The sequence below is a fragment of the Celerinatantimonas marina genome (assembly GCF_046054165.1).
Classification (GTDB): Bacteria; Pseudomonadota; Gammaproteobacteria; order Enterobacterales; family Celerinatantimonadaceae; genus Celerinatantimonas.
The window spans coordinates 262,408-274,999 of record NZ_JBFNXK010000005.1; the positions used below are offsets into that span (position 1 = coordinate 262,408).

The following is a 12,592-nucleotide window of genomic DNA, read 5'->3' on the forward strand; positions in this document are numbered from 1 at the left end:
GCTGAATAACCCAGATTATTTTGCCTGAACATGATGAATTAACCAACAACGATGAATCGATTTATTTCGTTCAAAATCTAAAGGTAACGACATCGAAGAAACATCCTGCCACTCAAAACCAGTTTCAGCCATTGCCTCGACATCTAACTTAAATTGGCGCTTGTTATTCGAAAAAACCAGTGTTCCATCTTCACTTAATCTCGACATGGCCTGTTTAATCAGTGTCATGTGATCACGTTGCACATCAAAGGTCCCCTCCATTTTTTTCGAATTAGAAAAGGTAGGAGGATCCAAGAAAATAAGATCAAACTGGCGCTGATCTGGCAGTGCTAACCACTTCAGACAATCCGCCCGAATAAATTCATGGTCACTAATCGTCAAATGGTTCAGCCTGAAGTTATCCATCGCCCAATTCAAATACGTTTTCGACATATCGATGGTGGTCACTAGCGTCGCACCACCTAATGCCGCATGAACACTAGCGCTTCCAGTATACGCAAATAAATTTAGCACGCGTTTACCTTGGCTATGCTGAGCTAACCAATGCCGCATATTCCGATGATCCAAGAATAATCCAGTATCAAGATAGTCTCTTAAATTGACATACAATTTAGCGCCATATTCTTCCACCACCAGACGGTTTTTTTGCTCATCTATTTTTTGATACTGCGCTCGCCCCTGCTGTCGTTGACGCTGCTTAACAATCACTTTCGATGCATCGGCCAACCCGCTTTCCGAGATCCCGGTGACAGCATCAAACAAACGCTGACTAGCTTTTTTAGGATCGATTGACTTAGGTGCCTGATACTCTTGAATAACCCAATAATCCTGATAGCGATCGACCGCCATATTATATTCAGGGAGATCAGCATCGTAGATTCGATAACACTCGATCCCTTCCCGCTCTAACCATTTAGCTAACTTCTTCTGATTTTTCTTAAGTCGATTAATAAAATCCTGAGCATAACGCTGCTCTGATGCTTTAACAGCAACATCACTAAGTTGGTACAGTTTTAAAGTACAATCCAGAGGCCCATTGGAAAATTTATACTGCTTATCGGATCGCAGACGTAGATAATCTAAGAGTTCAACGGAGGAAGACAGCAAAGCAACCCGCCAAGATGGAAAATATTCTTTTAACTGCCGCCCCAACTGACTGAATAATCCAGTTAATGCTGGAACTTCATCCAAACGCTCTCCATAAGGGGGATTCGATAAAATCAAACCACTGGTTACTTCGGGCACTGGATTAATTAATGCTTTTGCATCGCCTTGATCGATCTGGATCCATTTAGCAAGCCCTGCACGTTGCACATTTCGACGAGCCATTTTGACCATATTGGCATCAATATCATAACCAAATAATTGCTGCTGACACTGATTTTTACCCGCTTCACTTCGAGACTGAACTTCTGCTCGCAGTTGGGTCCAAGTAGCCGGATCAAAATCAGATAAATCTTCCAGAGCATAATGATCCCGATACGCCCCTGGAGCAATATCCGCTTTTTGCATAAAGGCCTCAATGAGTAGAGTCCCAGCACCACACATCGGATCCAATAAAATTGCCTGCTGCCAATTAGCCCGAGCGGCAATACCCGCAGCTAAATTTTCTTTTAACGGTGCTTTACCCTGCACTTCACGGTAACCCCGCTGATGCAATGGCTCCCCCGCCAAATCTAAAAATAGAGCAGCCTGTTCACGATGAATATGCAACACAATTCGGATATCTGCCTGCTGTCGATCCACACTCGGGCGTTGTCCACATTTTGTGGAAAACCGATCCACTATTGCGTCTTTTACTTTTAAGGCACCAAACTGGCTATTATTGACAATCTGGTTTGTTCCACTGCAATGCACAGCAAAAGTCTGACCGACATGAAACCAATCTTCCCAATGGATATAATTGGCAGCCAGATAAAGGTCCATGATGTCATGGATTTCAAAACTTGAGAGTTTTAACAGAATACGTGAGGCAAAACGACTCCATAAACAAATGTGGTAGGATTGAGCCTGAGTCGCTTGAAAGCGTACCCCGCCCCCAATAATTTTGGTATCCGTTGCGCCCATCGATACCAACTCGGATTCGACTAACTGCTCTAGCCCCCGAGCAGCCGATGCAAAATATTCTGCCATAATTTATCAGCCAACTTAAAAATAGTTAGCCATTATAGCGTTTTTTAAGGATAAGCCGTAATTTTTAACAAATTGAATGCTATTTAATCGCTTAGCTATTAATTCTGGAATTTCTCTTGCATTTAGTTTCGGTCTTCCCTAATATGCGCTGCATCGGACGCGGGGTGGAGCAGTCTGGTAGCTCGTCGGGCTCATAACCCGAAGGTCGTTGGTTCAAATCCAGCCCCCGCAACCAATCCGATATGTCGTCGCGGGATGGAGCAGTCTGGTAGCTCGTCGGGCTCATAACCCGAAGGTCGTTGGTTCGAATCCAGCTCCCGCAACCAATTCGGCATTCAAATTATATTGTCGCGGGGTGGAGCAGTCTGGTAGCTCGTCGGGCTCATAACCCGAAGGTCGTTGGTTCAAATCCAGCCCCCGCAACCAATCTAATCTCTCCTCATTCAATTTTGCTTTTTTTCATCACAAATCGCTACAATAGATGTCATCTGTTATCTATCGAAAAATTATATGTCTTTTACAATCATACCTGTGACTTCTTTTAGTCAGAACTGTTCATTGATCTGGTGCGATCAAACCCGACAGGCGGCCTGGGTTGATCCCGGAGGGGAAGCCAATCGACTGATACAAACTGCAACCGAGCACAATGTTCAGATAACTAAAATTCTACTCACTCATGGACACTTAGATCATGTTGGTGCAGCGTTAGAACTAGCCAATCATTATGAAGTCGAAATTATCGGGCCGCAAATAGCCGATCAATTCTGGTTGGATCACCTTCCCGAACAAAGCCAGATGTTTGGCTTAGCGCATTGTGAGGCATTTATCCCCCATCATTGGCTCTCGCATGGCGATATGGTCACGATTGGTGAACAAGAGCTGGAAGTCCGTCATTGTCCCGGCCATACTCCGGGTCATATTGTATTTATCAACCATCAACAACGGCTCGCATGGGTGGGTGATGTTCTTTTTCACGGTGGCATTGGCCGGACCGATTTTCCTCAAGGCAATTATGAAGCACTCATTCATTCCATTAAAAATGAACTCTTGACCCTTCCTGATGATTATCAATTTATTCCCGGACATGGCCCCAGTTCAACTATAGGAAATGAAAGAACACGGAATCCGTTCCTGAAAGGTTAATGTAATAAAATCGTTTGATGCCGAACCAGTGCTGTACGCAATAGCAACGTGCTTTGAACGCTTGATGAAATAAACCAACTCAAGTTAAAGGGACTTCAGATGAAGTCCCCTCAATGCAATAAAAATAATATCTAACAACAGAATACAAGTAACAATAACCCAACTCTGCTTTTCTAAGCTAACGCGATCACTAATTCTGTAACATAGGTGGCATACAAACACCAATTCCATTGAGACCACAGTACCCATCTGGATTTTTAGCTAAATATTGCTGATGATATTCTTCAGCATAGTAAAATTCTTCAGCCGGATGGATCTCTGTCGTAATCGGAGCTTTACCTGCTGCTGCCAATGCCTGCTGATAATTTTCAAGAGCACGTTCCGCAATCCGAAACTGATAAGGATTCGTTGTTAATAACAATGAACGATATTGGGTGCCGATATCCCCCCCCTGACGCATCCCTTGAGTCGGATCATGATTTTCAAAAAAGACCTTAAGTAGGCGTTCATAACTGGTTCGAACCGGATCAAATAACACCATAACGACCTCTGCATGACCTGTCTGACCAGTGCATACTTCTTCATACGTCGGATTTGGTGTAAATCCTCCAGCATAGCCTACTGCAGTCGTCACAACACCCACTTGTTCCCAAAACAAGCGTTCGGCTCCCCAAAAACAGCCTAATCCAAAATAAGTGACTTCGTAGGATTTATCAAAAGGACGAAGGTAAGAAGAATGATGGACATAATGTTCACCTGATACAGGCATGGCCTCATTCCGCCCCACAAGAGCCAACTCGGGTGTAATCATTATTGTTTTATCTGCCATTGAACCTCCTCGTTCCGGATATTCCGAAAGCTTCACATCAATCAAACTCGCATCATACCTCAGAATGTAAATAAAATGTGTATTTTGCACATTTAAATAGGCTGTTTGATGAAAATTAATGCAAGATCATCCTCTCTATATCTACGGTTTTACTCTGTTGTTCATAAAACAAATATCTTGTTTAGGCTCAATCATTCATTGGTTTCCCTCTTATCAGCACCTCAGACCGGTTAATTTTTCGTGATTCATTTGCAGCTATCAGGTCAAATAAGCACATAAAAAAGGCGCATCAAGCGCCTTATATCTCAACCAATAAATTCCAGTTGTTTTTTAATCTGATATTTTTGCCCAGGTATCTCGAAGTCCAACCGTCCGGTTAAAGATCAATCTATCGGCAGCTGAATCAGGATCGAGACAAAAATACCCTTGTCGTTCAAACTGGTACGCTTGCCCAACTGCAGCTTGTACTAGCCCCTGTTCAGCATATCCGTGTTGCACACTCAGTGAATCAGGATTGATCGCCGCATGAAAATCTTCAGCAGCTCCCGGGTTTGGCACCTGGAAAAGTCGGTCATAAAGACGGAATTCGGCAGGAACAGCTGTTTGAGCGCTCACCCAGTGAATCACACCTTTGACTTTTCGCCCTTCAGGTAATGCACCCAATGTTTCTGGATCATAACTACAAAAAATGGTTGTGATTTGATCATTCGCATCTTTTTCAATACGCTCAGCTTTAATCACATAAGCATTGCGTAAACGCACTTCTTTACCCAAGACTAAGCGTTTGTATTTTTTATTTGCTTCTTCACGAAAATCTTCACGTTCAATCCAGACTTCACGAGAGAAAGTAATTTCACGCTCGCCCATCGCTTCATTTTGGGGATGAATCGGAGCTTTTAATACTTCAACTTTATCAGCTGGATAGTTTTCAATCACAATCTTAACCGGATCTAACACAGCCATCGCCCGAGGAGCATGCTCATTAAGATCATCACGAATACAGGCTTCTAGCATGGCCATTTCAACCATGTTTTCTTGTTTAGAAACACCAATACGTTTACAGAACTCACGAATGGACAATGGGGTATAACCGCGGCGACGCAATCCAGCAACTGTAGGCATCCGCGGATCATCCCAACCACTGACATAACCTTCAGTCACCAAAGAGTTGAGTTTCCGTTTTGAGGTTACAGTATATTCAAGATTTAACCGGGAAAATTCATATTGATGAGGACGAGGATTCCAGTCCATCGACAAATTATCTAGAACCCAGTCATATAAGCGCCGGTTATCCTGAAATTCTAACGTACAAATAGAATGAGTGATTCCTTCCAATGCGTCCGAAATACAATGAGTAAAATCATACATCGGATAGATGCACCATTTATCGCCACTTTGATGATGATGAGCAAAACGGACGCGGTATAAAACAGGATCCCGCAATACCATAAATGGAGAACTCATATCGATTTTAGCGCGCAAACAAGCTTTACCTTCCTCGAATTCACCCGCTCTCATTTTTTCAAACGCAGCTAAATTCGCTTCGATAGAACTATCTCGATGAGGGCTATTTTTCCCCGGTTCGGTTAATGTCCCGCGATATTGGCGAATTTCTTCTGGAGTTAAAAAGTCAACGTAGGCTTTACCCTGCTCAATTAAATCGATTGCAAATTGATAGAGCTGATCAAAATAATTGGAGGAATAACAAACCTCACCACTCCACTGAAAGCCCAACCACTGCACATCCTGCTGAATCGACTTCACGTAATCAATATTTTCTTTTTCAGGATTCGTATCATCAAACCGCAGATTACACTGTCCTTGATAATCTTCAGCAATACCAAAGTTTAAACAAATGGACTTGGCGTGACCAATATGTAAATAACCATTAGGTTCCGGTGGAAACCGGGTATGAATCATAGAATGTCGGCCCGCTTTTAAATCTTCATCAATAATTTGACGAATAAAATTGCTTGGACGTGACGCCGCCTCACTCATCACTATTCACCTATATTTCGTTGCACTTCAAATAGCCGAGTATAATCGCTAATATTCATGATAACTACAAGCACATCGTTGGTTTTCTACGCCAAATTGCGCGTTATAGATAACGAACGGCTAATCCATAATCAATTTATTTCTTAAACGCTGAACAACCGTCTATCAACCTTAATCCTGGTAGAGCATCAAATAACTCGTCCAGGCATTCGCGTTTTACACACCATTGGAACTTTACATCTTAATACAAAAAAGCCACGTTTAACGTGGCTTCGGATCAAGTAACCTAATTAATGAGAGGACTGTTTGGATAATGCCGTTAACTCACCTGCAATATGCTCTGCCTGAGGGCCAATCACAACTTGGAGATTTTGCTCACCTAACTTAACAATCCCCTTCGCACCGAGCTGTTTTAATAAAGGTTCATCAATTTTCTGTCGATCAACCATCACTAACCGCAACCGCGTAATACACGAATCAATCTGAGCTAAATTATCAATACCACCTAATGCCTGCGCATAATTCAACCCAATATCCGAACCATCACTCGCAACAGCCGGTACTGATGTTTCGACCATATCTTCCCGTCCCGGAGTTTTTAGATCAAATTTACGGATCGCCCAAACAAAAACACTATAATAAACCAACGCATAAACAAGCCCCAATGGAATTAACCATCCCGGTTTGGTTGCAAGTCCCCAGTTCAAAACATAATCAAATAGACCGGCGGAAAATCCAAAGCCATCATGGATCCCCAAATAAGAGCAAATCGCCAGAGAAAGACCGGTCAAAATTGCATGGAAGACATACAGTAACGGCGCTAGAAACATGAACATAAATTCAAGCGGTTCCGTAATTCCAGTCAGAAATGCAGTCAACGCAACACCAAGTAATAAGCCAGCTACCCGCCCCCGATGCTCAGGTTTAGCTGTTCGATACATCGCTAAAGCGGCTGCCGGTAAACCGAACATCATCACCGGATAAAAGCCTGTCATGAACAACCCAGCATTGGGATCACCTGCAAAGAAACGATTCAAATCCCCAGTTGCTGTTAATAATTGGCCTGCTGCATCAGCATGTTGATATTGCCCGAAAACAAACCAGGCCGTGGTATTGAGAATATGATGTAATCCGATGGGGATCAGTAAACGATTCAGCAGACCGAAAACAAAGCCGCCTAACTCTCCCGCATGCACCATCCAGTTTCCAAGTAAATCAATCCAATGCTGGATCGGTGGCCAAATGAAATAAAAAAGCAGAGCCAGAATCAAACTGACTAACCCTGAAAAAATAGGAACAAATCGTTTTCCTGCAAAAAATCCTAGAAATTCAGGTAATTTAATCCCCGCATAACGGTTATAACTCAATCCCCCCACAACTCCGGAAATAATGCCGCCAAGTATCTGTAAATCCAAATCTTTATTCAGCGTTTTCAACGCTTCAGTGAGAACTAAATACGCCACCGCGCCAGCCAATCCAGCCGCGCCGGCATTATCTTTGGATAAACCAACCGCAACGCCAATGGCAAACAGCAAAGCCAGATGGCCAAAAATAGCATTCCCAGCCTGAGCAATAAAGGTGATGTTGGTTAGATCGGGCTGACCAATCCGCAATAATAATGCTGCGACAGGCATCACTGCGATGGGCAGCATCAATGCCCGCCCTAATCGCTGAAGAGCACCTAATGCATTCATAAAAACTCCTTTTATGAGATGTTACGACAAACATGCCGATTCACTTTGTTGACGAGTTCAATTTACCCAACTTATTTTTTCCCGTAAACTTAATTCATTAAAAAAGTCATAAATTCTAAATAAAAACGAGATAACATGGTAAAAACAGCTATTTATAAGGCATGGTGAATAAATTTCGAATAACTTATTTCACTTTATAAAATAAGTTGCTATTCTATCATTGTTTCATTTTATATATTTCAGCAAGGACTCTGTATGCGCTTAATTCCTTTGACGACAGCCAGTGAAGTCGGCATTTGGGCGGGTCGTTACATTGCACAGAAAATCAACCAGTTCAACCCATCAGCCGATCATCCTTTCGTACTCGGATGCCCTACTGGCAGCACGCCTTTGAGTGCTTATCAGGAACTCATCCGTCTCAATCAACAAGGACGAGTCAGCTTTAAGCATGTCGTCACTTTTAATATGGATGAATACGTTGGCATCAATGCAGATCATCCCCAAAGTTATCGCCGCTTTATGTTTGATAACTTTTTTAATCACATTGATATACAAAAAGAAAATGTTCATTTATTAAATGGTAATGCCGCAGATCTTGAGCAAGAATGTCATCGATATGAAGAAAATATAAAAAGTTATGGGGGCATAGATCTGTTTATGGGGGGCGTCGGGAGTGATGGTCATATTGCATTTAATGAACCCGGTTCATCATTGCGTTCCCGAACTCGAATTAAAACACTAACCGATGAAACCCGCCAAGCGAATTCCCGATTTTTTAATCATATCGATGAAGTTCCAAAACTGGCCTTAACCATCGGTGTCGGAACTTTACTCGACGCGAAAGAAGTACTTATTTTAGTCAATGGTGCCCATAAAGCACTGGCGTTACAAGCTGCAGTTGAAGGCTCTGTGAATCATCTCTGGACCGTTTCGGCAATGCAATTGCACCCTAAATGTATGATAGTCTGTGATGAACCGGCGATGGGTGAGCTCAAAGTAAAAACGGCTCGTTATTTTTCTCAAATCGAAGCTAAAAATATTCAGGAATTTAGGGCTACACTATGAAATATGCACTGACCTCCGCCACTATTTTTGATGGTGAACAACTCCGTTTTGGGCAAGCGGTCATTATTGATGGCGATCGAATTGAATCCATTATTTCCGAACAGGATTTAACCGCAGAAATTCCACAATATGCGCTTAAGCATCATCTCATCGCTCCTGCATTTATTGATCTCCAGGTTAATGGCTGTGGAGGGGTCATGTTCAATGATAAAGTCACTGAAAAGACCTTAGATACAATGCATCAAGCTAATTTAAAAAGCGGTACTACAACTTTCTTACCGACCCTTATTACCTGCGGTGAAGATAAACTGGATGCCGCATTAGAACTAGCTCAAAACTACCGACTGCAACATGGGTTTCGCGTCCCTGGGATCCATCTGGAAGGCCCCTTTATTTCTCGTGAAAAGAAAGGGATCCATAACGAACACTATATTCGTCCACTCCAAAATCAAGATGTAGAGAAACTTATTGCGCATAAAGACCAAATTGGCATGCTGACATTGGCACCTGAAAATGCGACACCGGAGCAAATTAGCCAACTATCCGATGCAGGGATCCCGGTTTCACTCGGCCATTCCAATGCCGATTGCCAAACAGTGCAACAGGCCTTCCATGCGGGAGCCAAATATGCGACCCATTTATATAATGCCATGAGTGGCTATAAAGGCCGTGAACCCGGTATGATTGGTGCTGTTTTTGATACGCCAGCCGTTCATGCTGGGATCATTGCAGATGGACTTCATCTTGATTTTGTAAATCTAAGAATAGCCAAACGATTACTGGACCAGCGTCTTTATCTCATTACCGATGCAACCGCTGCAGCAGGATCAGATATCACCGAGTTTGATTTCGTTGGTCAAAAAATTCGGGTTGAAAATGGGAAATGCCTAGGTCGTGACGGTACTATTGGCGGTTCCATGTTAACCATGGTAGAAGCCGTCAAAAACTGTATTGCCCACGCAGGAATCAGTCAGGAAGAAGCGCTGCGAATGGCTAGCTTATATCCGGCACAAGCGATGGGATGGGCTCATAAACTGGGGCGAATTCAACCGAATTACCTCGCCAATTTGGTGATTTTAAGTTCAGATTATCAGGTCGCCGCAGTCGTTGACCAAGGGAAATGGAACTCTTTTACACATGCCGAATCAAATCGTTAATTTTGATCGTCTCAAACAAATAAACCTATCCGCTGTTTATCGGCTGATTGATCAAGAAGGGCCTATTTCCAGAGTCCAGCTGGCACAAAAAAGCCAGCTGGCCCCGGCCAGTATTACTAAAATTACCAGGCAATTACTTCAGGCAGGAACCATTAAAGAAGTCTCGGCACAGCAATCAACTGGAGGACGCCGGGCCATTTCTTTAACAACATCCGGTGATTTTCAGTTTATTTCAGCCCGGATCGGACGAGGCGATCTCAAAGTCGCAATTTATAATTTGGCTGGCCAACAACTCGAGCTCCAAACCTACCCCTTAATTGCGTCAAATCAGTCGGAGTTTCTGGAACGATTATGCACCCTTCTTCAGCAATTCCATACACAATACCAACAACAAAAGCATCCCATTCTGGCACTGGCAGTCACATTACCAGGTCTAATTGAAAGTGGTTCAGGCATTGCTCGTTATATTCCCTACTACCGATTAACGGATTGCCCCATTGGCCAAACTCTGGAACAGGCTTTTCAACTACCGGTTTACGTCGGGAATGACACCCGGGCAACCACTTTAGCGGAGTATTATTTCGGACAGTCACAAGATAGTACGGATAGTGTTTTCATCAGTATCCATCAAGGGACTAGTGCCGGAATTTTAGTGAATGGAGATATCTTCATTTATCCTCAACGAGATTTAGGTGAAATAGGGCATATTCAATTAGATCCACTGGGAGAGCCATGCCAATGTGGGAATATCGGTTGTCTGGAAACGATCTGTTCTAATCCCGCGATCTTAAATTTTGCTAAAACACATGCCGCTCAGCATACGACACTCTTTCAGGTCAATGACTCAGTACAACAACTTTATCGACTCGCTGCCAACGGAGATGTATTTTGTGAATTAGTCGTCAAAAGAGCCGCGCTTGCGCTGGGTCAAGTTATTGCCATTGTCGTGAATTTATTCAATCCTCAAAAAATCTTGCTAGCGGGAGAAATTATTCAGGCTGGAGATATATTCTGGAAACCAATCCAGCAGTGCTTAGAGCATCAGACATTGCCAACATTCAGAAATCAAACGCAAATCCAAGCGGCCTATTTTCAAGCGGAATCGGCAATCGGTGGACATGCCCTAATCAAGCGCGCGATGCTTAATGGTGAACTGCTACTTAAGCTCATCAAATAAAAAACCATCTAAATGATGGTTTTTTATTTTACGTAACCAAACTAACTTAAAATGGCATTTTCATCCCTGGGGGCAACTGCATTCCTCCCGTTACTTCAGCCATCCGCTCTTTAGTGGTTTCTTCAACTCTCCGACTTGCATCGTTAATGGCTGCAGCAACCAGATCTTCTAGCATCTCTTTGTCATCTTCCATCAGAGACTCGTCAATTTCAACCCGGCGAACATTATGATTTCCGGTCATCGTTACTTTAACTAAACCTGCACCCGACTCGCCAGTAACCTCTAAACTTGCAATTTCATCTTGGGCTTTCTTCATGCGCTCTTGCATCTGCTGCGCCTGCTTCATGAGGTTACCCATTCCACCTTTAAACATAAAGTTCTCTCTCTTGTTCTAAATCGCCTCATTAAACCTGATTCACCCGGGATAAATCAAGTCGACTTAATATCCAATACTATCATCATCCAATTCACCACCAAATCGACTCATGATAAATTGCACGTTTTGATCTTGCTGTAACCGTTCTTTCGCCGCCCGATGTAAAATTTGCTGACACTGATGCTGATGTTCAAGGGGGGTCTGTATATCTGGACGCTCACCCAGTTTAAATTCCACAGAGGAAACATCCAAATGTGGTAACAATGCAGCGGTTAATTCATTCACAATAGTATCAACCAACAAATGCTTAAACTGAGGTAATACCGTTAAAACTAACCGATCAGCTTGTAATTCATAGGCCGCATTAAGTCCGACCTGCCGAGCCCTGGGACCAATCGATAACTGGTCTAGTAAATCGGCCCAACGATGCTGAGGAAGTCGAACCGCTGCTGGCTTAATTGCATCCTGAAAATCATTTGCTGATTGTTTCCGCTGTCGCGACATTTCGGCAGACAGTACCGACTCTCTTTTATAATCAGCAGGCAGCGCGCTGGTCAATGCATTTGAAATAGGCTCATCTTGAACTGTAGCAAAATCATCCAGCTCATACTCTGTGTCCAATGTCTCATCAAGAGGCAAGGTTTCACTTGCCCATGTCGGGATCTCATCCTCTACCGGCACTGACGAATTTACGGATAATTCCGGATCAGGACTACGGTTAGAAGGAACAATACCTATATCGCTAACCGATTCATGAAACCGGTGTTCTGTCGCTTCTTGTTCCTCAACTAAAGACGTTGATGGCTCTACCGGTACGGGTGGTCGACTGGCGCGTTCTTGCGTCTGGGATCTCTGGTTCCGCACCTGAGAACGCAGCAAACTACGGAGCCCGAGCAGCGTTTCAGTCGATGGATAGGCTAAAGATTCATTCTGAGAGTCTGGCTCTGGCTCTGGCTCTGGCTCTGGCTCTGGCTCTGGCTCTGGCTCTGGCTCTGGCTCTGGCTCTGGCTCTGGCTCTGG

10 protein-coding genes and 3 tRNA genes are annotated in these 12,592 nt (G+C 43.5%); 7 read left to right on the plus strand and 6 right to left on the minus strand.

Features of this window, described 5'->3' with window-relative positions:
* Positions 1–15 precede the first annotated feature (15 nt).
* Positions 16–2,133, minus strand: coding sequence for a bifunctional 23S rRNA (guanine(2069)-N(7))-methyltransferase RlmK/23S rRNA (guanine(2445)-N(2))-methyltransferase RlmL (gene rlmKL, locus ABUE20_RS07755; protein ID WP_408619309.1), 2,118 nt, complete (start codon positions 2,131–2,133; stop codon positions 16–18).
* Between the two features lie 158 nt (positions 2,134–2,291).
* Between rlmKL and ABUE20_RS07760 the strand changes: the two genes are divergently transcribed.
* The 4 genes from ABUE20_RS07760 (at position 2,292) to ABUE20_RS07775 (ending at position 3,276) form a co-directional block, all read left to right on the plus strand.
* Positions 2,292–2,368, plus strand: a tRNA-Met gene (locus tag ABUE20_RS07760).
* A 14-nt stretch (positions 2,369–2,382) separates the two neighbouring features.
* Positions 2,383–2,459, plus strand: a tRNA-Met gene (locus ABUE20_RS07765).
* Positions 2,460–2,482: 23 nt separating this feature from the next.
* Positions 2,483–2,559: transfer RNA gene (locus tag ABUE20_RS07770), tRNA-Met, on the plus strand.
* Between the two features lie 84 nt (positions 2,560–2,643).
* Positions 2,644–3,276: an MBL fold metallo-hydrolase gene (locus tag ABUE20_RS07775; protein ID WP_408619310.1), complete on the plus strand. Its 633-nt coding sequence runs from the start codon at positions 2,644–2,646 to the stop codon at positions 3,274–3,276.
* Positions 3,277–3,466: 190 nt separating this feature from the next.
* On the opposite strand, the gene msrA is transcribed toward ABUE20_RS07775, so the two are convergent.
* The 3 genes from msrA to nagE form a co-directional block, all read right to left on the minus strand.
* Positions 3,467–4,105 (minus strand): peptide-methionine (S)-S-oxide reductase MsrA, encoded by a 639-nt coding sequence (gene msrA / locus ABUE20_RS07780; RefSeq protein ID WP_408619311.1) that lies wholly within the window; start codon positions 4,103–4,105, stop codon positions 3,467–3,469.
* Between the two features lie 330 nt (positions 4,106–4,435).
* Positions 4,436–6,103: a glutamine--tRNA ligase gene (gene glnS / locus ABUE20_RS07785; RefSeq protein ID WP_408619312.1), complete on the minus strand. Its 1,668-nt coding sequence runs from the start codon at positions 6,101–6,103 to the stop codon at positions 4,436–4,438.
* Positions 6,104–6,393: 290 nt separating this feature from the next.
* A complete protein-coding gene (gene nagE, locus ABUE20_RS07790) occupies positions 6,394–7,797 on the minus strand; it encodes an N-acetylglucosamine-specific PTS transporter subunit IIBC (protein WP_408619313.1) in 1,404 nt (467 codons plus the stop codon).
* A gap of 255 nt (positions 7,798–8,052) precedes the next feature.
* Here nagE and nagB point away from each other — a divergent pair, with 255 nt between their 5' ends.
* Genes nagB through ABUE20_RS07805 form a run of 3 tightly spaced genes read left to right on the plus strand, consistent with a single transcriptional unit; the run spans position 8,053 to position 11,196 of the window.
* Positions 8,053–8,862, plus strand: a complete 810-nt coding sequence (gene nagB, locus ABUE20_RS07795; RefSeq protein WP_408619314.1) for a glucosamine-6-phosphate deaminase — start codon at positions 8,053–8,055, stop codon at positions 8,860–8,862.
* A complete protein-coding gene (gene nagA, locus ABUE20_RS07800) occupies positions 8,859–10,019 on the plus strand; it encodes an N-acetylglucosamine-6-phosphate deacetylase (RefSeq protein WP_408619315.1) in 1,161 nt (386 codons plus the stop codon). Before nagB ends, nagA begins: the two co-directional genes overlap by 4 nt.
* Positions 10,000–11,196, plus strand: a complete 1,197-nt coding sequence (locus ABUE20_RS07805) for an ROK family protein (RefSeq protein WP_408619316.1) — start codon at positions 10,000–10,002, stop codon at positions 11,194–11,196. Before nagA ends, ABUE20_RS07805 begins: the two co-directional genes overlap by 20 nt.
* Positions 11,197–11,242: 46 nt before the next feature.
* Here ABUE20_RS07805 and ABUE20_RS07810 read toward each other — a convergent pair whose 3' ends face one another.
* Both ABUE20_RS07810 and ABUE20_RS07815 read right to left on the minus strand, forming a co-directional pair.
* Positions 11,243–11,569, minus strand: coding sequence for a YbaB/EbfC family nucleoid-associated protein (locus tag ABUE20_RS07810; protein WP_408619317.1), 327 nt, complete (start codon positions 11,567–11,569; stop codon positions 11,243–11,245).
* Positions 11,570–11,635: 66 nt separating this feature from the next.
* Complete coding sequence (locus ABUE20_RS07815) at positions 11,636–12,436, minus strand: DNA polymerase III subunit gamma/tau C-terminal domain-containing protein (protein WP_408619318.1); 801 nt, start codon at positions 12,434–12,436, stop codon at positions 11,636–11,638.
* Positions 12,437–12,592: the final 156 nt, after the last annotated feature.